17 protein-coding genes are annotated in these 21,190 nt (G+C 41.6%); 7 read left to right on the top strand and 10 right to left on the bottom strand.

Annotated features, from left to right (window positions below):
- Positions 1–4: 4 nt before the first annotated feature.
- Positions 5–2,416, top strand: coding sequence for an outer membrane beta-barrel family protein (locus tag BWD42_RS02760; protein ID WP_175991938.1), 2,412 nt, complete (start codon positions 5–7; stop codon positions 2,414–2,416).
- Between the two features lie 34 nt (positions 2,417–2,450).
- On the opposite strand, the gene BWD42_RS02755 is transcribed toward BWD42_RS02760, so the two are convergent.
- Complete coding sequence (locus BWD42_RS02755; protein ID WP_077432942.1) at positions 2,451–2,789, bottom strand: nuclear transport factor 2 family protein; 339 nt, start codon at positions 2,787–2,789, stop codon at positions 2,451–2,453.
- A 327-nt stretch (positions 2,790–3,116) separates the two neighbouring features.
- Here BWD42_RS02755 and BWD42_RS02750 point away from each other — a divergent pair, with 327 nt between their 5' ends.
- The 4 genes from BWD42_RS02750 (at position 3,117) to BWD42_RS02730 (ending at position 7,224) form a co-directional block, all read left to right on the top strand.
- Entirely contained in the window at positions 3,117–3,374 is a 258-nt protein-coding gene (locus tag BWD42_RS02750) for a hypothetical protein (protein ID WP_077432941.1), read from the top strand.
- Between the two features lie 500 nt (positions 3,375–3,874).
- Positions 3,875–4,714: a helix-turn-helix transcriptional regulator gene (locus BWD42_RS02740; RefSeq protein ID WP_077432939.1), complete on the top strand. Its 840-nt coding sequence runs from the start codon at positions 3,875–3,877 to the stop codon at positions 4,712–4,714.
- A gap of 41 nt (positions 4,715–4,755) precedes the next feature.
- Positions 4,756–5,712, top strand: a complete 957-nt coding sequence (locus BWD42_RS02735; RefSeq protein ID WP_077432938.1) for a nitrilase family protein — start codon at positions 4,756–4,758, stop codon at positions 5,710–5,712.
- A 198-nt stretch (positions 5,713–5,910) separates the two neighbouring features.
- Positions 5,911–7,224 (top strand): sensor histidine kinase, encoded by a 1,314-nt coding sequence (locus tag BWD42_RS02730; RefSeq protein ID WP_077432937.1) that lies wholly within the window; start codon positions 5,911–5,913, stop codon positions 7,222–7,224.
- 89 nt (positions 7,225–7,313) lie between these two features.
- Here BWD42_RS02730 and BWD42_RS02725 read toward each other — a convergent pair whose 3' ends face one another.
- From BWD42_RS02725 to BWD42_RS02710, 4 genes are all read right to left on the bottom strand, one after another.
- Positions 7,314–8,354, bottom strand: coding sequence for an endonuclease/exonuclease/phosphatase family protein (locus BWD42_RS02725; RefSeq protein ID WP_077432936.1), 1,041 nt, complete (start codon positions 8,352–8,354; stop codon positions 7,314–7,316).
- Between the two features lie 101 nt (positions 8,355–8,455).
- Positions 8,456–9,985: a SusD/RagB family nutrient-binding outer membrane lipoprotein gene (locus BWD42_RS02720; RefSeq protein ID WP_077432935.1), complete on the bottom strand. Its 1,530-nt coding sequence runs from the start codon at positions 9,983–9,985 to the stop codon at positions 8,456–8,458.
- Positions 9,986–9,996: 11 nt separating this feature from the next.
- On the bottom strand, positions 9,997–13,299 hold the full coding sequence (locus tag BWD42_RS02715) for a SusC/RagA family TonB-linked outer membrane protein (RefSeq protein WP_077432934.1): 3,303 nt from the start codon (positions 13,297–13,299) through the stop codon (positions 9,997–9,999).
- Positions 13,300–13,353: 54 nt separating this feature from the next.
- On the bottom strand, positions 13,354–14,334 hold the full coding sequence (locus BWD42_RS02710) for a FecR family protein (protein ID WP_175991937.1): 981 nt from the start codon (positions 14,332–14,334) through the stop codon (positions 13,354–13,356).
- A 103-nt stretch (positions 14,335–14,437) separates the two neighbouring features.
- On the opposite strand from BWD42_RS02710, the gene BWD42_RS02705 reads away from it, so the two are divergent.
- Positions 14,438–15,016 (top strand): RNA polymerase sigma-70 factor, encoded by a 579-nt coding sequence (locus BWD42_RS02705; RefSeq protein WP_077432932.1) that lies wholly within the window; start codon positions 14,438–14,440, stop codon positions 15,014–15,016.
- 128 nt (positions 15,017–15,144) lie between these two features.
- On the opposite strand, the gene BWD42_RS02700 is transcribed toward BWD42_RS02705, so the two are convergent.
- Positions 15,145–16,014: a pirin family protein gene (locus BWD42_RS02700; RefSeq protein WP_077432931.1), complete on the bottom strand. Its 870-nt coding sequence runs from the start codon at positions 16,012–16,014 to the stop codon at positions 15,145–15,147.
- 917 nt (positions 16,015–16,931) lie between these two features.
- Here BWD42_RS02700 and BWD42_RS02695 point away from each other — a divergent pair.
- Positions 16,932–17,435: a DinB family protein gene (locus BWD42_RS02695; RefSeq protein ID WP_077432930.1), complete on the top strand. Its 504-nt coding sequence runs from the start codon at positions 16,932–16,934 to the stop codon at positions 17,433–17,435.
- Positions 17,436–17,613: 178 nt separating this feature from the next.
- Here BWD42_RS02695 and BWD42_RS02690 read toward each other — a convergent pair whose 3' ends face one another.
- The 4 genes from BWD42_RS02690 to BWD42_RS02675 all read right to left on the bottom strand — a co-directional run bounded on the left by BWD42_RS02690 (position 17,614) and on the right by BWD42_RS02675 (position 20,936).
- The gene (locus tag BWD42_RS02690; RefSeq protein ID WP_077432929.1) at positions 17,614–20,013 is read right to left on the bottom strand and encodes an ABC transporter permease; all 2,400 of its coding nucleotides are present in this window, start codon (positions 20,011–20,013) and stop codon (positions 17,614–17,616) included.
- A gap of 164 nt (positions 20,014–20,177) precedes the next feature.
- Positions 20,178–20,300 (bottom strand): hypothetical protein, encoded by a 123-nt coding sequence (locus BWD42_RS25050; protein WP_262507803.1) that lies wholly within the window; start codon positions 20,298–20,300, stop codon positions 20,178–20,180.
- Positions 20,301–20,407: 107 nt separating this feature from the next.
- Positions 20,408–20,689 (bottom strand): hypothetical protein, encoded by a 282-nt coding sequence (locus tag BWD42_RS02680; RefSeq protein WP_077432927.1) that lies wholly within the window; start codon positions 20,687–20,689, stop codon positions 20,408–20,410.
- Positions 20,667–20,936 carry a hypothetical protein gene (locus tag BWD42_RS02675; protein WP_077432926.1) on the bottom strand — a complete coding sequence of 90 codons (270 nt, stop codon included), beginning with the start codon at positions 20,934–20,936 and terminating at the stop codon, positions 20,667–20,669. The genes BWD42_RS02680 and BWD42_RS02675 overlap by 23 nt, the downstream gene beginning before the upstream one ends.
- Between the last annotated feature and the right edge of the window lie 254 nt (positions 20,937–21,190).

Below are 21,190 nucleotides of genomic sequence, written 5' to 3'. Positions count from 1 at the left end.
AATTTTGATCACATTTATAAACCTATTGCTGTGTTTATCGACAACCGGACTCTTTGCCCAACAGGCTCCGAAAAATGAATTTACATTGTCAGGGAAAATAGCGGGCACAGAAATTTCCAGTCTGGAAATTCACTTATTCAATACGGAGAGCCGACTCGTCAAGACCGAATTCCCTAATCAGCAGGGTGAATTCCATTTTGACGCAGTTGCCAAAGGAGCCTATTATATCAAAGTTCGGCGCGGGCAAGCCGACCTCTACAATTCCGAAGTAATCCAGGTAACGCAGCAGGATATCCCCTTGCCAGAAATTCGGATCAACGAACAACGGCTGGAAACCGTCGTGATCAACAGGTCACGTCCATATATCGAACGACATGATGGCAAACTGATCTTAAATGTGGAAAGTAGCCTTCAAAATACGGGCGGATCAGCGTTGGAAGTACTTGAAAAAGCGCCCGGTGTTACCGTCGACGGGAATAACAACATTATTCTGCGGGGAAAAAGCAATATTCTTGTACAGATTGATGGAAAAAACTCAGCACTTACCGGTGAGGAGCTCGCCAGTTACCTGCGCGGGCTCCCCGCCTCTGCCATTGATAAAATTGAACTCATCACCAATCCCTCTGCAAAATACGATGCTGCCGGAACCGCCATTATCAATATAAAACTGAAAAAAGGAACAAATAAAGGCACCAATGGCAGCTTCTCTACCGCAGTAGGTGCCGCGAGATACCTTAAAAATAACAACAGTTTTAATATCAATCATCGTAACGATAAGCTCAACGTCTTTGCGAATTATGATTTTGCTTACCGCAAGACATATAATGAGCTTATGCTCGATCGAAGATTTTATAAGGACGGTCATTTGGAGAAAACTTTCATTCAGGATAACTTCTTTAAGTTCAGCTCCCGCAACCACAACGGTAAAATTGGCTTCGATTACAACCTGACGGACAAAAACCTGGTCGGTGCCGCTGTCAGCTTCACAAGTAATGTATTTAAACCGCTTGGAGATAGCAAGACAACGCTGATGGGTCCTGACCAGCAGGCGATCAACCATACCGCTACACTAAGTCAGACGGTCAATACCACAAAAAACATCTCCGCAAACCTCAACCATAAATACCTTATGGACACCCTTGGGTCTGAACTGAGCACCGATTTCGACTTCATTCGCTATACCAGCGCCTCAAATCAAAGTTTTGATACCAGAACCAGCGACAATAACGGTGGCCCTATCGGTATACCCTATATCTTAAAGGGCAAGACTGACGGTGATTTGAATATCTTTGCATTAAAGAGCGACTGGATCAAGATCCTTCCTAGAAGCCTTAAACTGGAGATCGGCTTTAAAACGAGTTATGTTAAGTCAGATAACGATATTAAGTTCTATGACCATAGTACATCACCGGCAGTACCTGACAGCAATAAGTCCAACCATTATATCTACCAGGAGTACATCCATGCCGCTTATGGAAATGTTTCAAAAAAATGGGATAAGCTGAAAACTGTACTCGGCTTGCGTATAGAAAACACCAATGTTACCGGAACACAGCTAACCACCGACCAAATTAATAAGCGGAAGTACACGCAGCTATTTCCGAGTGTCGTTTTTTCCTATGATTTCACCGCTGATCATAATCTCGAAGTTAACCTCAGCCGTCGTATCAACCGCCCCAATTACCAACAGCTCAATCCTTTTAAATATTATATCAATGCGACGACATACCGCGTTGGCAATCCTGATCTAAATGCGCAGACATCACAAAACTACGAGTTGACCTATAGTTTCAAAGGTAAATACATAGCCACCTTGAGTTATAGCAAAATAAGTGACAACATCACCACTGTCATCAAGCCCATTCTCGAAAATGGAGAAAATATCACCGTTCAGACCGAAGAAAACCTGAAATCAGCCGCCTATTATTCGCTTAATCTGATTCTGCCGCTCAAGCCAACCAATTGGTGGGATATAAACAACAACGCCAACTTCTATTATGGTTCCTATACAGGCAATGTTTCGGGAACGCAGATTAACAATATCGGTAATTTTACCCTCGATATCAATAGCATCCATACCCTTAAATTGGGTAAAAATTTCGTCGCTGAACTGGCAGCCAGTTATAAAGCAACAGAGGTTTATGCCTTTGTCCGTATCTCCCCTTACTGGAATCTCAATATCGGGTTGCAGAAGAAATTTAAGGAAAAGAACAGCCTGAAACTTGCCCTTACCGATGCCTTCAACAGCAATAATAGAAAGGGGTTGACTGCCTACAATAATTACGAGGAAAGTTTCAAGAGCAGAAGAGAACCCCGCATCCTGACCTTATCTTATAGCTATAATTTTGGATCCAGCAAATCCGGACAGTCACGTAAAACCGGCGCTGCCGAAGATCTCAGACAAAGGGCCGAGTAGCTACTAATAAAGCCCAGAACGACAGCCCCCTGGGCTATGGTTTATCGGCTATCAATGGCCGTGGATCAAAGACTACCTTTATCTTCAGGATCAGTTCGTTTTCCACCTGATACCAGCCTGCACTAAATATTTCCTTCCCGCCCATATTGATATGATAGAAGATGGCGACGTGATTGCCGTTTGTCATCACCTCTTTAATATTATATTTTAACTTCATCTTCTTCATATCTGCAATATAATGGTCTGCAGTATGTCTGCTTCCCAGTACCCCTTCAAAGACCATGTCCTTATCCAGTAATTCATATGCAGCCGTAAAATCTTCTTTGTTCAGACTTTCCAGAAAACTGAGCACAATGTATTTTGCTGATTTCATCTTTTTGCGTTCTAATGGTTATTTATACGATTTCCTAATTTGATTGCTGTCCCGGTGAATGCTTAACAGCAATTCAGCACATCCAAATCTACTTTAGTTAAAAGAACAACAAAATGGCCTAAGCGTTTGATCGTTTTTGATTTTTTCGCTTTCATTCATTTCTACCCCTAAATTTTCATCAAGAACAAATCTATTTTGCAAACCTATCCCTATAAATATATCACAATCGGCTTCCAAAAAGAACTTGACAGGGTCAAAAATTTATTTAAATTTGTACCGAACAGAACAATTATATAACCTTTTTAATACATCCTAACCCATTAAGACATGCCAGCAAATAAAGCATTATCCGATTTAACCATCGACGAGTTAAACAAAAAGAAAAAAAAATCTACAGCAGTTATGCTATCTTTTGGCATCGTAATGTGCGTAGCCATAGTACTGTTGGTTTATCTAGGATTTAAAACCAAAAAATATGCGCTTTCGGGTATTCCAGCTTCATTATTTTGCCTTTTTATACCCATCTATGTGAATTACGCACAGATCAACCAGGAAATTAAATCCCGCCAATCCAAGAAGGAATAAAACAACTAAAAGCGATTCACCCCCGTCGTTTAATTTCCAGAGCACCTCTACCAGACTTTTACCTAGTAATTTCAGTATATATTCTACTAGCGGGGGCAGCTCTTTAAAGACTTCCTTGGAAGTATTCTGTCATTAGGCGCTTTGCTTCAGAAGCTATACGGTCCAGAGATGTATGGTGTGCACATATTGATGCGTTGAAACAAAATCCCGCCATTGCATTACCCGTATTAGAAGCCTTAAAGTGTGACCTATCCCGGTATGTACAAAACAGCGTGGCTAACTGGCTGGATGACACCGCCAAAACCTGTCCGCTATTTGTTAAAGAATTATTTACCAGATGGGAAACAGAAAGTAAAAGTAAAGAAACCATATACATCGTAAAGCGAGCGGTCAGAAACCTCAATTGAGACGACAGATAACGCGAAATATCAAATCATTTTTAATTTTTCATACAAGAGGAAATACGTACATTTGGTATACATCAACTCAAGGATTAGGCCATGCAGATACTCCCGCCAAAAGAATTATTGCCTTACATCAAGCACTACCTCTTTTTGGAAAGCGCTGCTGATCCGCAAAAAACGCTACGCTTATTCTCGGACGGCAATACAGGAATGGTATTTCTTTTGAATGAAGGCCAATTATCCATCAACCGAAGCGATCATCTTCCCCACTCATTTTTGTATGGTCAGATCAGTCATTTTAAAGATCTCTGTCTGATCGAACGCATTTCCTTTATTATTGTTGTATTTCAACCCGATGGTATCTACAAATTGCTGGGTATACCGGCACATGAGCTAAAAGATCAAATCATTGGCTTGAAGGATATCTTTGGACAGTCAGCAGACCGGCTTTACCATCAGCTTATGTGCTGCAAGCATCCAACAGCCAAATTAAATGCATTAAACACCTTCTTTTATGCACTCGACACTCGACACAAATCGCTAGGTCAGACCTCCTTTTCTAACGTATTAAAATATATTACCGACCACAAAGGGCTCCTCTCTGTGGAAGAATTACTCAAACTTAGTGGTCATAATGAGCGGCAGATGGAACGGATATTTGCCGAACAGGTCGGTATGAGTCCAAAAAAATTCGGAAGCATTGTCCAACTCCATTTCTTTTTGAAGCTACTTCGCAATAAACCTGATGGTACAACACTGACGACGATCTCCTACGAAAGCGGGTATTTTGATCAATCTCATCTCATCAGAACGTTTAAAAAATATACTGGTTTTACGCCATCCATATATTTGAACAATACATGCAGACTGGCAATCAATTTTATGGAGTTCCAAGCCTTGCCTGATCGCTTGTCGGATTTGTACAATTTATCTTAACAACTTACGAGTAGATTTGTCTATAGATCAAAGAAAGAAATATGGACAAATTAAAAATTGCCACAGCACAATTTGAGCATAAAAGTGCGGATAAAGCCTATAATCTGACAATCATAGAGACCCTTGCGCAACAGGCCGCAGCCCAAGGTGCTGATGTGATTGCTTTTCACGAATGTTCCATTACTGGTTATACTTTCGCAAGAAATTTAGATAAACAGCAAATGCTCGATATTGCCGAACTCGTTCCCAAAGGAAACAGCACCCAGAAGTTGATCGAGATAGCAACCAAATACAATATTACCATTCTTGCCGGTTTATTTGAAAAAGATGAAAACGACAATTTATATAAGCCTTATATCTGTGTCGACAAAGATGGGTTAGTCGCCAAACATCGCAAATTACATCCTTTTATAAACCCCTATCTGACTCCAGGTCAAGCTTATACGGTATTTGAGATCAAAGGATGGAAATGCGGCATTTTGATCTGCTACGACAATAATGTCATTGAGAATGTACGCGCAACAAAATTATTGGGAGCCGACATTATCTTTATGCCACATGTTACCATGTGTACTCCTTCATCTAGACCTGGAGCGGGCTTTGTGGATCCTCAGCTCTGGCACAACCGTGAACAGGATCCAACCTCCTTGCGATTGGAGTTTGATGGAATGAAAGGACGCAGTTGGTTAATGAAATGGTTGCCAGCCAGGGCCTATGACAACGCAGTTTACACCGTGTTTTCAAACCCCATCGGAATGGATGACGATCAGTTAAAAAATGGTTGTTCAATGATCTTAGATCCTTTCGGGGATATTCTCGCAGAATGCCATACATTTGACGATAGTTTTGTCATAGCCACAGTCACACCCGAAAAACTGATACAGGCTGGTGGGTATCGTTATATCAGCGCCCGACGACCAGAACTCTACCGCAACATTATTGGTCAGCAACATGAAGCAGAGCAAAAAGTAGTCTGGTTACATACAGAAAATAGCTAATTTCCATCAATCCAGCAACTGATTTAAGACCTTTCAACTCAGGTTTTAAATCAGTTGCAGACCAATAAATAAGCAGGGACAGCCCCCAGTCTACTGCCAATTAAAGTATAGCGAACATTTTTTTATCTGTATCACGCGACAACACCTTATTTATGTTAATTTAGCGGATTAATATTCACTAGCAGATTAAATAAAATTATGAAGTATATCCGAAGATATTGGAACATACTTACAAATATCGGTACGCATCCGGATATTTCCTATGTCAATCTCAAAAGGATACAGATGGTCAATCTGATTGCCATACTTTGTTTATTGCCCACGCTTTGCTTTTTTGTCCTTAATATCATGGACAAACGTTACCTCTTATCGGCGATCAACTTATCTAACGCGATCTGTTCTATTACGGTTCTTTTCCTACAGTATGATGGCAAACATAATTTTGCAAAGGCCATGTTATTGATCAGCAATTTTATCTTTTTTTTTCTAGGAGCCATGTTATTTAAAAACGGGGGTGAGTACTTTCTCTTGTGTGCGCTGATTGCTTCGATGTTACTTTATGACGATCGCCGCATCCATATTGTTTTCTGTCTTGCTACTGCCTGCTCCATCGCACTGCTCTATTTCCTGCCCCCGCTTATTCCCCTGTCCCAACGCGTACCACGGCTGAGACTGATCTTCAATATCAGCAATGCACTTGCCTTCATTGTTATCGCTGTCAATTCTTTCTTACAGATTATTTACAACAATATGGAGAAGATCGAGGAACAGCGCCGCAAATTGGAATCCATGAACCGCGATAAGGAAAAAATATTCTCTATCGTCGCCCATGATATCAAAAGCCCCTTGGCCAGTTTGGAAGCATTGGTGCTGATGCTCCGTGACCAGGTTCTCGACAATACGATATCCAGGGAATATATCCAACAACTTTATCAGCAGATCGTTCTTCAAAACCAGGCATTGGACGATTTTTTACACTGGGGTACCAGCAGCATGCGTGGCATTACGAACCCAGCAGTATTGGTCATGGTCAAACCACTGATACAGGAAATCATAAGCCTGTTTGCCGACCAGATCCAGGCCAAACAACTCAGGATCGAGATTGACATCCCCGAAAGCACAGAGATTTTTGCCAACAGGGATCACACCGCCATTATCTTCCGCAACCTGATCAGCAACGCCATCAAATTTAGCTATGTTGCCGGAAAGATAAGTATCTATTGCAGTACGAAGGGAAGCCATACCCACATCCATATCCAGGACGAGGGGGTTGGGATCAATCCCTCTAAATCCGCGATGTTATTTAATGTGGCTCAGCACAAATCATTCGGCACAGAAGCAGAACCCGGATCGGGCCTGGGGCTTGTCCTCTGTAAAGACCTGATCGAACGCAACAAAGGTATAGTCGATATCCAGAGTATACCCCATAAAGGTTCGATTTTTAGCGTTGGCTTACCGTCATTTCCCACAAGAAATCAACCCGCAAAAAAAGAAGCACAGACGGTAAGCTAAAACCAGTCTGTGCCGCCAAGGTTATGCGATATTCGCCTTATCTTATAATCACTTTTCCGTTTAAACAAGGTGTTCCCTGCTTTTATCGGCTAAAAGCCAAAGGTCACCAGCAGGGCCTTGTGATCTGTAGGCCATACTCCCTTTGGACGCAGAAATTCATCTTTGCTATCTCTGTCCTGTTTTTTGGCATATTTTACTGTTTCCACAGGACCTACAATCTTTGTCGCCTTCACTTTTAGCGGTTGCTTGCTGCGATAATAGACATAGTCTATTCTGTCCCGATCATCTGCTGTCGGCGCCCAGGCCAGCTTATCAATAGGTACATCCTTATTGAATGCAGGATAAGTAAAACCAGGATGGCTTACGGGGTCGGGATACATCATACGAAAACTATCGATAAATCCCGCCTTTTCCAGCAGAACCGAGCAGTCCCAGGGCACGACGGCACCCCGATGGTCGAACAGATCCTTGGTCGCTACTGTCCAGTCCAGGTGTGAGGGTTCATTAAAATCACCGGCGATAATAAAGGACTGGGATTGCTCCTCTCCGTCCACATCGCGTATAATATCGCGTATCGCTTCATCCCTTTTGCTTTTGCGATTCGCTTCCACAATAGCCGAGACCGCGGTGATCGGGTTCTCCAATTTCTTCCAGGTCACTCCATCATATCCGCGGGGTAAATAGCAGGCATAATTGGTATAATCCAGGTGTAAAGAATAAAAGACAAAATTGCGTTTACCGACTTTAATTTTGCTCTTCAGCACGCCTCCCATTCCACTTTCGAGGTCATAAAGTGCACGCTGTTCTCCTACCTGAAATTTTGAGATTAGTCCCACATCCAGTTTTTCATCACTTGACTTACCGAAATAGCTTGCACCTCTGGATTTTAACGCAGTCAATATACGCTGAATATAATCAGTTCCCTTGTAATTGCGCACCTCACTAAAAAGCACAATGTCTGCATCTTTGTCTATGATTTCATCCGCAATAGCCGCAAAACCATTGGGCACTACCGTCCCTTCCTGCCAGATATTGATCTGCAGAACTTTAAGTTCCGTTTTCCCTTTCGCAGATAGCATCTGTACGATGCTGAACAGTAGCAACAGTAGGATAAATTTTCCTAGTTTCATCTTTATGGTATGTCTTAACTCATCAATTTAGGATACCTGCTCCAGCGGACTAAAACAGGTATCCTGTTCAAATATCTAAAGACTTTGGTACAAGTCCTATTTTATTTTTGTAACAACCATATGAGTTTGTCGACATTGTCCACACCACCCCACTGACGTTGTATAGCCGCATCTACATGCTCCCGATTGGTATCAAATTCCGAGTTTGGATACATCCAGCGCATCGGCATTTTCGTATTCGTGATATTCTGATTTGTATTTGGATTAATCGGAAATTTAGGATATCCTGTGCGACGGTAGTCATAATACGACTCCCACTCACGTTGCATAAAAGACAATAAGTATTTCTGATATATAATTTTTTCCAAATCAGTTTCAAAATTTCCAGTCAAAAGGTTTGACGGATGGTTTTGCACAGCTTGGATATTGGCTGCATCAATCTTCTTATTATGGTGATAGTCGGCTATATCCGGCGTATTATCGGCTACAAAGGCCATGCTCGCACGAATACCCTCATTATAATAGCTATTGGCCGAACCTGAAATCCAGCCACGCAATGCGGCTTCAGCTAAGATAAATTGCTGTTCGGCATAACCGAGCTTAACAACGGGCTCTCCGCTGGGCAATTGCGTATAACGCGCATTAATTCCCGAGAATTGACCCGAAGACCACTTTTTGCTGATCACATCAAAGGATACTGATGGGTCTACGCCTAAATAGGCATCCGGACTGTTGGCCGGTATCTGCTTATCTGTTTCGCTTTTAGCAGGTTTGGCAAAATAATACAACCTGTTATCTGCACTCTCTTTCAATTTGTCGACGATTAAGTAACTCAACATTGCATAAGGATTATGGTTAAGCCGGGTAAAATAAACCGGATAATATTCCTTAGCGTTGTTGGCATAGGTACGCTGAAAGTTGTCTGCACTCGAAGCCATCAAATCTGATTTCACATAGTTTTGGAAACGGCTGATTACTTTGAGATCATTGTCGGCCTGCTTCATCGACAGATGCATCAATACTTTGAGTTGGAATGCCCGAACAGTCTTTCGCCATTTGACCGGGTCTCCTTTAAAAATAGGATCACCATCCAGTTTAACCCCTTTATTAAACGATTCATAGGCCTGATCGAGATCACTTAGAATTGCCAAAAGTACTTCCTTCTGCGTATCGTACTTTGGTTTCAATACCCCTGTCTCTCCCTGAAATCCCTCCGAATAGGGTATATCTCCCAATTGCATCGTCAGATAAAATAGTTGGTAAGCCTTCGAGAAATAATACAGCCCCTCATACGCTGGCCGGGATGCCTCCGTTGTTAATTCCAACATTTTATTACCGTTGATAACGGTACTATAGCCGCTAAATTCCGATCGGCCGAAATAATTATATTGATCGCCATCAGCGCTTTCACCCCAGGCCAGGCTTTTTGACAGCAGTTGATTGCCATAAAACGGTTTCCCCATTTTACTCGAGGTTAGTTCAAGTATAATATTCGTAGCCAGCAACGGCCTAGATGCCTGAGTTGACCCATTCGGATCCGTATTGATCTCTTCGAAATTGTTGCAAGAAGCAAGTACAGTTGTGCTGACAGCGAATACAAGCACAAATAATTTATTTATTTTTTGTTTCATGATGCTGCGGATTAAAATTGAAGTTTTAGATTCATACCAATGTAGCGTATAGATGCCGAATTAAGGTTATCCAAACCTACGTCGGGATCCGAATATTTAAAGTCTTTGGTCCACATCCATAGGTTCTGGCCTATCAGACCCACAGAGGTATTTTTTGCTTTAATTTTCTGCGACCAGGTAGCAGGCAAACGGTACTCTAAACTCAGATCCCTTAATTTGACAAAAGTCTGTGAGAACATAAACTGGGACCTTGGACTACCGATATAGGGAGCCATACGCATTTGATAATTTTCATAAGAAACAGGTACGTCATTGGCCGCAAATACCCGGTCATCTCTTGTGATGTTACCATACGAATCATAGTCTACCGAGCCAGACACCACTTTTACGCCCTGTCCTACATAATTATTTTTACCATTGACTACCATATCATAGCGATATTCATTATCACTGTCAGGATGACTACCAGAATTCCACATCGCCTGGTCGGTCACACTATGTGTGATCCCACCCACACGTCCATCAAAAGAGAGATTCAATGTAAACTGTTTGTAGGAAAAAGTATTTGACCAGCCCCAGATAAAATCAGCCTCATTGTACCCAGCAACGGTCTGGTAAGCACTGGCTCTCGGTAATCCGCCATAATGGATAATATTGCCGTTCTGATCTCTTTCCCAATCATACACTGCCACCCAATTCCATCGTGCTCCATCTTTTACCCAAGGTTTATCTGTTGAATAATCCGGATCCACCCGATCATAAGTATACCGATCCCTCGACCAGTTGATTTTGGAATTCCAGTTGAAATCCTGATTTCTTATTACATCCGCGCCCAACATAATTTCGATCCCTTTTCTACGTAAGTCTTCTTTGATGTTAATCTGAGTCTGCGAAAAACCGGTAGCTGAACTGACTGCAGCATTACGTTGCTGATTAAATGTTAAAGCATTATAATAGGTAACATCTAGCTGTATCCTATTTTTCAAGAAATTAAGTCCCGTCCCGAGCTCCCAAGTATCAATTGTGACCGGCTTAATCGAGGCGTTCCTCAAGACCGTTGGATACGCAGCAGTCCCGAGCCCCTGCCAGACATCACTGGAAATTGCATATTGCTGATTAATGGCATAGATTTCGGGTGGAGTTTTTGTTCTGACCCATGAGCCTCTCACTTTCCAGAAACTCAACACGGTAGGTAATTTTATTAGATCCGATAATACTGCACTAGAAGATATTGAGGGATAGAAAAATGAACGGTTATTTTTATCCAGTGTAGATGTCCAATCATTCCGGCCTGTGACTTCCACAAAGATCGCATTTCTCCAAGATGTCGTTAACCGCCCATATACTGCGTTCTCTTGCCGGCGTGTTAAACTTGAACTCGTGGTAGCAGGATTTACTGAAGCCCGCAAAGAGTAAAATCCCGGAATTGTTAATCCGCCGGAAGTTGCTCCGCTTTGGCTGTCGTTATTTCGATAATTTAACCCAGTTCCTAGGAATGCTTCAAACGCAAATTGATTGATTTCCTTTTTTGCGGTAGCCATTAAATCCCCATTGACACTGTAACCACCCTGGCGGGTATTCGAGAAATACCCCAATTTGTTCCAGCCCCCAACAGCACCAATAGGATTTCGGTATTGATCAAGCTGTGAATACATATCTGACCCTAGGCGTGCATTAATCGTCAACCAGTCATTTGCTTTAAACTCCGTATTTAGATAACCATTTAAAATATTATAATCATTGGAATGTACAATCTCATTGGCAATAAAATAGGGATTATCATACCAGGAAGCATCCATCCAGTTCTGCTTTTCATGGGGAGTTACCCAATAGTTTTTATAGTCCCTGATGTCATATTCAGTTCCCGACCAGACAGTTAAGTTGTAAAGAATCCCACCACCACCATATCCCGTGGCTCCCATATTTGGATAGTATCGCTTATTATAGTTCAGTCCGCCCTCAAATTTAAATTTACCGGCGGTCATATCACCCGATACTGCATACGTCATCTTGTTCAGCTTGTTATTTTCATATTGGCCTTTGTTATAAACATGCGTAAATGAAGCCCTGACACCACCATTTTCCCCCCGTTGAGAAATGCTGATATTATTGTTGGTAATAAAGCTCTGTTGTTGAAAATTCTTTAGGTTATCCTTTCCTATAGATCGCAATTCGGTGTCTTCTAGCTGGTAGGTATAAGGATTGTAAATCTTTGCTGTTCTTCCGATATCCAGTTTATCCCCCCAGACATAACTTCCCGGTTGATATTTCCCTCCTTGGCCCGTACTGTAAGATGTCTGGACTTCCGGTCTCCGCAGATAGCCCGCATTAAACATTGTACTGCTATTGATCTGCACATCCATTCCTTTGCCTTTGCTCTTTTTCGTCGTGATCATGATGGCTCCACCGCCGCCTCTGCTACCATATAAAGCTGCGGCTGTCGCCCCTTTCAATACACTGATATCTTCAATATCATCCGCCGGGACATCACGCAGACTGACAAATTGCGAAGCTACCCCATCAATAACGATCAGTGGAGCACGTCCGCGCAGTTCAATTGTTGGTGTAGTATTAAATTCGGTGCTGTTTTTGATATTCAGACCCGCCACACGGCCGGTCAAAGAAGTTGCCACATCCACACCTTTCGCTGAAGAAAGTGCTGCTCCCCCAACCTTTTGAACGGCATAGCCCAATGCCTTCTGATCGCGTTTCACTCCCAAAGCGGTAACCACTACCTCATCCAACGCTTTATTTCCTGCTTTCAATTGGACACGGAGCGTATGCGAATTCGAAGGACTTAGTTCCACGCTTTCAAAACCGACTGCATTGACGAACAGATTTTCATCCGCTTGTACACGGATTGTAAATTTCCCCTGTTGATCTGTACTTGTCTTGCGCTCCCCCTGACTGACTGTCGCACCGGAAAAAGGCTTTTGTGATTCGTCCAGTACAACCCCGCTGACTGTGATCAATTGTTGCTGCCCTTCCGATTTTGTCAGCGTTGATTTTTCTCTTACCGAAAGGATGATATTCCCTTCCATAATACGGTAGTTAATCTCTGTGCCTTTAAAAAGCCGCTCAAGCACAGCATTGATATCCTCCCCTTTGGCATTGACCGAAAAACTGCGTTTTGTGTCAATCTGGTTATTGTTGTAAAAAAACCGAAAGCCAGATTTCTTTTCAATTTCATCCAGAATAGTCTGCATGCTTTTGTTGTTAACAGACAAAGTCAGGGACTTCTGCTGTGCTTGGACAAATTGGAACGTAGAGATTCCAACCCCCAATAAGATCAGTTTTAATCTTAACTTGTTCATGATAATGGTTAATAAATTGTATAAGTAGAATTTTATTGTTTACATGATAAGGACTTATTTATAGAGTTCTACGGTAATCGAACCATCGGTTTTACTACCGTCATTAACAATATTATATTGGATCTGAGAAGATATCTTGATGTGCTCCAGCACGGTGATCAGCTGTTGTGAATCAAACACACCGGTAAGTCGTTCGTCATTTAGTTTTTGTGATTTTAGATTAAACTTGACGTTGAAGCGCTTGGATATAATGGTCAGTAACTCCGTCAGGCTTGTGTTGTTGAGCACAATCTGGTTGTCTTTCCAGGAGGTCAGGGTCTTTTCGTTCAGCTCATTGGGTACAATCGACCTGTTTTTTTTGTTATAGACTACGGTTTGGCTTGGCTCTAGCAGCAAGGATTTGGGGCCAGTATCAGATTGGTATTTAAATTGTACACGCCCCTCTTCGAGCGTTGTGCGCACAGTTGAGTCTGTATGGTAGGCATCCACGTTAAAGCGGGTGCCCAATACCTCAACGACTGCATTAGCGGCAGTCTGTACACTAAATTTCTTTTTCGGATTTTTTGTCACGTCAAAAAATGCTTCACCATCCAATTTGACAAGACGCTCCTTAGTGAATCGTTGTGGGTAGCTGATCACGGTATTTGCATTTAACCATACCGTTGTACTGTCCGGCAGCTGTATCGAAGCCACCATTCCCGGATTGGTGCGCATAGTGACCCAGGTTACAGCCTCAGACCTGCTATACCACTGATAAAGCTGAACCAGCAATAGCGGCACGAACAATATCGCAGCCGCGCGCTGCAGTATATGCAGATAATTCAAGCGTCTAGTAGGTCTGAATTCGCTGATCTCTGAAGTCATTTTTTCAAAGGCCCGATCAGTATCAGTGCTTTCCAATATGGCATAAGCATCAATTTGGTGGTAAAACTCACAAAAAGAACGTGCTTTTTCCCGGTTACTTTCCGATTCTAGCAACCAGTTCCTCAAATTTTCCTCTTCTTCCGCCGATAAATTATTATTAATAAAATTCAAAAGCAGAGTTTCTATATATTGATCATTTTTATGCATTTTTACAACGATTTTAAAGGATGACTATTTAAGGGGAGTATGTCCTAAAAATTTTTTTATTTTTTTTATGAATACGAGTTTAGGCGACGAGATCCTCGTCGAAAATCTGGTTAAAGGAGATAAATACGCGTTCGAGTCTATTTTCAAAAAGTACTATGCCCCACTATTGGCTTACGGCAAGCAATACGTAGAATTGGCTGATGCTCAAGAAAATGTACAGGACTTGATGTTATGGCTCTGGAACAACCGTGAGAATCTCTATTTTAGCACTTCCCTAAAAAGTTATCTGTTTTCAGCGGTACGCAACCGTTGTCTTACAGCGATCAAGAAGGAAAAAACGAAAGCAAGTTCTTTTTATGAATTAAGTCAACTGACTGGATTCGAACAATCGGGCCAGGATCTTTATTTTGAAAAAGAACTGAAAGAGAAGATCGATAGAGCGATCAGCAATCTCCCGGATTCGTTCCGAGAGGCTTTTGAATTGAATAGGTTTGAGCATCTGACCTATAAAGAAATTGCATTGAAGTTAGGTGTATCCCCCAAGACCGTTGATTACCGCATCCAGCAGGCATTAAAAATCCTGAGGAAAGACCTCAGGAATTACCTGCCGCTGTTGGTCTACTTTTATCCCATGTTACGCCTCTGATCTTCCCTATCAAAAAAATCCCCCAAGCTTTTTGAGCCCAGGGGAAGTTCCTGATAAGATTTCTGCATCGGCGATTTTCGGGAACGGTGACCGTCGATAGCGAAAAATGTTACTATGACCATGAATGATTAGTCAAGCGTACCGAATTTACCAGCCTGGAAATCTTCAAAAGCCTGATAGATCTCTTCTTGTTTATTCATCACAAAGGGGCCATAACTCACGATAGGCTCCTCAATAGGTTCTCCGCTCATAAACAGCAAGACGGCTTGCTCGTTGGCTTTGATCACGATTTCATCGCCATCGTTTTCAAATAGCACAAAACTATGTTCGCTGGCCAACTGACCATTTACTTCAGCTTCTCCATTGACAAGCAGTAGGCCGGCATTGTGATGTTGCGGAACATGAAATGTCGTCTGCTGCCCCTTTTCCAATTTAATATCAAAGAGATTCACGGCGGTATAGGTCTCGGCAGGCCCTTTTGTATCCTGGAATACACCGGCAATGACGTTGACCTGTCCAGCTCCGTCAGGTAGCTGTACTTTGCCCATCTGATCCGCTGTGATCCCCTGATAATGCGGTGCTGTAAACTTATCTTTGGCAGGTAGATTGACCCAGAGCTGTACCATTTCAAAGGGACCACCAGTCCTGGAGAAGTTCTCCTCATGATACTCCTTATGCAATATACCCGATCCCGCTGTCATCCATTGGACGTCTCCGGGATTGATCACCCCACTGTTGCCCGAACTGTCGTGATGCGCCACACTACCCTTATAGGCAATTGTCACCGTTTCAAAACCTTTATGCGGATGCACATCTACCCCACGGATATGATCCGATGGACCAAAATCAAATTCCGCATTGAAATCCAATAAGAGGAAAGGACTCATCCTTCTTTTGCTGATCCCGTTACCGGGAACCATATTGTATACACGAAATCCGTCACCTACCATACCCGGTTGCGCAGGACGAGGGAAGATTTTTTCAATTGATTTTTTCATTTTAGTACTCCTATCTTTTAGATCAATGCATTATCGAACATATGCTTGCTTGCTTGCTTGCTTGCTTGCTTGCTTGCTTGCTTGCTTGCTTGCTTGCCGATTTGCATAGTCAAATTTACGCCAACAAGGAAGTACAATCCAATAAGCTAGTTTAAGGTAAAAAGTTAATGTAGATTAAGTATTTATCACTAGCTATCCCGAACGGCTTTTTACCCCATGTCGCAACATCAAAAACCGGGACAAGGCCATACGAACCTGTGTTAGATCATTCAGAAAACAGTCATAACCATTGGTTATAACCACCTATTTTTTTAATTATATTTTTAATTCAAATAAAGATCACAACTAAATAATTAACAAAGTGTAACAATAAAAAAAACAAACAGCAACAAGCGCCCAATTTTCACACGCTCGTCCGCTGTGAGTAGCTGATCACATAGGAATTTATCTTACCGATCTCATCGTATTCATAAGCGTTCCATAATGACCTTTGGATTCGTTGTGTATTACTTTCTGTAATCCCCTATTAAAATGATCTTCCTGTTAACGAAAAAGCGGTGATCAGAACTCCTCTAAAGACAGCAAATAAAAACACATATAATACTTAAAAAACAACAAATTACAATTCTTAACCTAAATATAATATTTACATTTATTTTTAGGATCATTTAATCGTATTATAACACCTCAATCTTTCCCATTGGATACCATCCATCAGGGCTTAGCCCGGCGATTATTCCCTGCATTCCTCCTGAGGTGACAGGGCTCAGCTTCTTGTAACTGTTAAAGAATCTGTCCTACACGTTGTTTATCTGAAGTAATTCCCTTGCAGATAATCAAAAATTCCGCTACGGAAAACAAACAATTGCTATCCAGCAACTGTTCCTTTCCGAAAGATAGCAACATCATATAAAATCATGGAAGATATTTTGATCAAAGACCGTATTCAGCAGTTAAAGGATGTCGAAAGCACCGACATGTGGATCGACGAAAATTTTCAAAAGAAACTATCGCAGGTCGATGGAACAACAGCTTTTGAACGGCCGATTGCCGAAATGCACAGTATAGCAGAGTTAGCCTCACATTTAATAGAATGGCGCAGAGAAGTGCTGAGCCGCCTAAAAGGAAATCCAAGGGGGCTTGAAATGAGCGATGCGGCAAACTGGCGAACGAATGATGACTTAAGACAGCGGGGCTGGGAAAATCTATTACAGGATTTTCACGCAATACAGCAAGATATTATTTCTTTTCTGGAGGGAAAAGATGACTCCTTCCTGCATACAGTCTATCCTCATGCCGACAGCTCTTTTCCACATGATTATAATTACCTGGTGACAGGTTTAATTCACCATGACATGTACCACCTCGGACAGATGGGTATTACAATTAAATTCCTCAAAATGCAGCATTTGGATATATAGTAATTCTCCATAAATTGCTCTTCGCTATTACGGTATTAAAAAAGCCTAACAGTTGTTAGGCTTTTTTAATACCTATATGCACCTGAATATGTACCTGACCGATCACATTTCTGTACTAATATTCGGCTAACTGTTCTTTCGCCACCTAAAATTTCGTCGTGGAGCCCAATTCCTTTAATTATTCATCACGCAGGTCATCTGAGATATTTACACGTGATACCCTAATGATATGTATCCCGACTGTACCGGCTACTGCTACAAGAATCCCGATAGCGCTTAGGCCAAATAACCATGCGCTTAGATCTATCCGGTAAGCAAATCCGTCCAGCCATTTTCCGGCTATCCACCAACTTACCGGCACAGCAATGACAACAGCAAGAATAATCAACCGGATATAGTTTTTGCCGAGTAATAGTCCCAGATCGACAAGATCTGCACCAAGCACCCGACGTACACTGATCTCCTTTCTACGCTGACCAATAAGAAAAGCTGTCAATGCGAATAGACCAATCAACGAAATAACAATGGCCGTTATACCGAAAAATGAAACAATGCGTTGCAGTCTGATATGAGTGGCGAAGAATTGCTGAAAATCATCATTCAGAAATGAATATTTCATATCAAAATCTGGCTCGATGTCTTTCCATGCTGCTCTAATGGATTTGACGGTTCCATTGATATCCCCGCCATTTATTTTTACTAGAATTGCCCCTCCAGACTGAAACATACAAGCTTCATTGCCAATTGTAAACACCGTAGGCTGTATCTCCTGTTCCATGCCCAAAACATTAAAATCCTCCACTACTCCCACCACCTGCAGGGGAATACTATCACAATCAGGAAAGGCTATTGAGCTCTGCTTTCCATTTTTATATCCCAACTTGTTAGCAGCTGTCTGATTGATAATTGCGGAACGCGTGTGCTGATCAGCATAACTATCGTCAAACAACCTCCCCTGATCCAGATTGATGTCCAAGGTTTTAAAAAAATCTTTACTTACCTTGACCGAACTCATCCGATATAGGTTGCCCTCAGCTTTAAATGCAACCGTTGTTGTATCTATAAACTTGTCTCCCGGTATTTTTGTTGACTTAGAAACAGATTCCACTCCCTTGATTTGCATTAATCGTGATTGTAACGCATTAAAGCCCTCCTCCCGGGTGCTCATCTTATAGGCTTGGATCCGCAAAATCTGTTCTCCAGAAAAACCTTTGTCCCTAGTTTGCATATAATCCAATTGTTTGGTCACGACGACTACGCTGTAGATAAAAAATGTTGCTACGACAAACTGGAGCACAATAAGCGCGTTGCGAAAAACAACTCCATTTTTACCTCTCGAATAATCACCCTTTAAAACCTTAGTCGTATTGAAACGTGTCAAAAAAATCGCTGGATACAAGCCTGAAAGAATTACCACCACGATAAAAGATAGGAAAAGCTGAACCGCGATTGTGTAAGTTATGCCGTTCTTCAGAAGGCTCAAATTAACATTAAATTGCTGGTTAAAATAAGGTAAAGCAAGATACAATAGCAAAGCAGCAATGGTAAATGCAATGCCACATTGTATGGCTACTTCTCCCATAAAGTGCCAAAACAGTCGCTTCTGACTTGAGCCGAGAACCTTCTTTACTCCGATTTCTTTTGCACGGGGTAGCGCTGCCGCAATAGAAAGATTACTGAAGTTGATTGTCCCAGCAATCAGCAGCATGGCAGCCAAGACAATGAGAATAGAAACTGTTTTGATATTGCTGCTACCATAGCGTGGAAAGTTATGGATATCATGAACGAAGTCTAAAAATAAACCTTCCTGAGGACCTGATACGCTAAATTCTGCGTAAGACTTATTATTGTGTTTGGTCTTCAGCCGCTCCTCGTAAAAAATCTTAGCTATTGTAGCCTCTACATCCCCCCGCTTCACTGCAGGCTTAGTCTTGATATAAGTTAGATAAGAATAATTGCCCCAGTGGTAATTGTTTTTTTCGTTGGGATTCCGAAATACAATCTCTACGTTCATATGCCCTGGCCCTGTAGCTTCTTTCATCACTGCTGTAACTTCGCAATCCAAAGCGTTGAAGAATTTAATTGATTTACCGATAGGACTTTCGTTCCCAAACAGCTTTTTTGCTATGTTTTCACTGATGACTACCGTATTAGGCCGGTTTAAAGGGCCATTACGTTCTCCAGCTATAATCTCATATGGAAACACTTTGAAGAAAAGGGAATCGGCGGCTATAGTCCCTTTTTGAACGATTCGTTTCTCAGGGGTCGACAAAGGAGTCTCAAAATTTTCATCCCGTGATAAATTCGTAGCGGATTCAACGACGGAAGCCTTCTCTCTTAATAAAGCAGCTAACGGTGCCTGTGTTGAATTTAACACATCCTCATTTTCCAGAAGGGATACTTTGGCAACCCGTTCAAGGTCCGGATGCCAACGGTCATAACTTAATTCGTAATTTAGATACAGCAGTAGGATAAGGAAGCTACATACACCTATAGACAGACCGAGGATATTAACGAGTGAATAGCCCAGTGATCGCCTGATATTTCTAAAAGATAATTTTAAATAATGTCCTAACATAATTTTATTCGGTCTAACGGTCAAATCTGTTTACGTTGAATACACAAGCCAGACCAATATTACAAAACACTACTTATCAGTAAATTACCAAAAACAGCCATTTTAACAACCTGTTCGAATTCGGACAATACATGTGCAAAACCGGACAAAAAGTTTACCCGAATTTAATAGCAGAAGTTGTATTCGATCAATTCACGTTGGTCTGTCCGCCATTTTACCCATTTGGAAATAGGTTTATAATCTTCGACATAATCACAGGTTGATTTTGGGACTGATTTGATTAACATAAAATCATTCTTTATCTCCAGTACCTGGTACAGGTATTTTCGTTCTGTTATACTGATGTTCTGCACAGCTGTTGTTAATCGTACAAATGCGGATTTGATGTAGTCATTCAGCTCAAAAAACTATATTGAAGGTCTTTTTTCAGAATAAGTTTCCTTTCCTTGTTGATGAGGACAGTTAAATAGGCGCTATCCTGATCTGGAGATTCCGCATCAAATTCAAAAAGTCGAAGTTCGGAATAGGGGATGATCTGACGGGCGATCACAATTTGCGGCAGATTAATTTCATAGTCCACAAGCTCAACTGCCTTACTTGGTACGATACTTCCATAGATCGTTTTGTCCAGATTTAAAATCTCAACTTTCTGGTCAATGGACAACACCGCTGCCATGCATCGTATTTTCTGTAATGAAAGAAATGCCTTTATATTCTACTGTATTCAATTGCGTTATGTCCCCTACTGAGCTTTCAACACCTGGCATTAGCCTGATCTCTGTGGTATTTTGCGAGTGATCATTCACCACTTTTGACCCTGCTGTAGCTTGAGAACCATTATGACATGAAGTCCTACCAATTCCGATCATAATCCAATATATACATAGCGGAATATTCAGCAGTTTTCTTTGTTTTCCTTTCATCGTTAATCACTATATACTATCTGAAATCATAAAGATAGAAATACTGAAAACTGCAAAAGGAACTGTTTTATATATGCTTGAAAAGACTTATGATTCAAAAGACTTATGATTCGTTAACCGCTACTAAATTCACTCATTACATACCTATGTGCATATGAAAGATTGTTCCGGTTGGACCACCGAATCTGGACCACCGTGCCTCCTAGCAATAATCAAAGTAGTAAAACCATAGACGTAAATCTCATGTCTATTAC

The organism is Sphingobacterium sp. CZ-UAM (assembly GCF_002000245.1).
Lineage (GTDB): Bacteria > Bacteroidota > Bacteroidia > Sphingobacteriales > Sphingobacteriaceae > Sphingobacterium.
Note: the sequence above shows the minus strand (reverse complement) of the source record. Positions and strands in the feature narration are given on the sequence as shown.

Excerpts from the sequence above, each read along its gene's own strand:
- BWD42_RS02725 (WP_077432936.1), bottom strand. The coding sequence starts at position 8,354 with ATGAAACTAGGAAAATTTATCCTACTGTTGCTACTGTTCAGCATCGTA.
- BWD42_RS02755 (WP_077432942.1), bottom strand. The coding sequence starts at position 2,789 with ATGAAATCAGCAAAATACATTGTGCTCAGTTTTCTGGAAAGTCTGAAC.
- BWD42_RS02730 (WP_077432937.1), top strand. The coding sequence starts at position 5,911 with ATGAAGTATATCCGAAGATATTGGAACATACTTACAAATATCGGTACG.
- BWD42_RS02715 (WP_077432934.1), bottom strand. The coding sequence starts at position 13,299 with ATGAACAAGTTAAGATTAAAACTGATCTTATTGGGGGTTGGAATCTCT.
- BWD42_RS02695 (WP_077432930.1), top strand. The coding sequence starts at position 16,932 with ATGGAAGATATTTTGATCAAAGACCGTATTCAGCAGTTAAAGGATGTC.
- BWD42_RS02680 (WP_077432927.1), bottom strand. The coding sequence starts at position 20,689 with ATGGCAGCGGTGTTGTCCATTGACCAGAAAGTTGAGATTTTAAATCTG.
- BWD42_RS02675 (WP_077432926.1), bottom strand. The coding sequence starts at position 20,936 with ATGAAAGGAAAACAAAGAAAACTGCTGAATATTCCGCTATGTATATAT.
- BWD42_RS02750 (WP_077432941.1), top strand. The coding sequence starts at position 3,117 with ATGCCAGCAAATAAAGCATTATCCGATTTAACCATCGACGAGTTAAAC.
- BWD42_RS02700 (WP_077432931.1), bottom strand. The coding sequence starts at position 16,014 with ATGAAAAAATCAATTGAAAAAATCTTCCCTCGTCCTGCGCAACCGGGT.
- BWD42_RS02705 (WP_077432932.1), top strand. The coding sequence starts at position 14,438 with ATGAATACGAGTTTAGGCGACGAGATCCTCGTCGAAAATCTGGTTAAA.
- BWD42_RS02735 (WP_077432938.1), top strand. The coding sequence starts at position 4,756 with ATGGACAAATTAAAAATTGCCACAGCACAATTTGAGCATAAAAGTGCG.
- BWD42_RS02720 (WP_077432935.1), bottom strand. The coding sequence starts at position 9,985 with ATGAAACAAAAAATAAATAAATTATTTGTGCTTGTATTCGCTGTCAGC.
- BWD42_RS02690 (WP_077432929.1), bottom strand. The coding sequence starts at position 20,013 with ATGTTAGGACATTATTTAAAATTATCTTTTAGAAATATCAGGCGATCA.
- BWD42_RS02740 (WP_077432939.1), top strand. The coding sequence starts at position 3,875 with ATGCAGATACTCCCGCCAAAAGAATTATTGCCTTACATCAAGCACTAC.
- BWD42_RS25050 (WP_262507803.1), bottom strand. The coding sequence starts at position 20,300 with ATGTTAATCAAATCAGTCCCAAAATCAACCTGTGATTATGTCGAAGAT.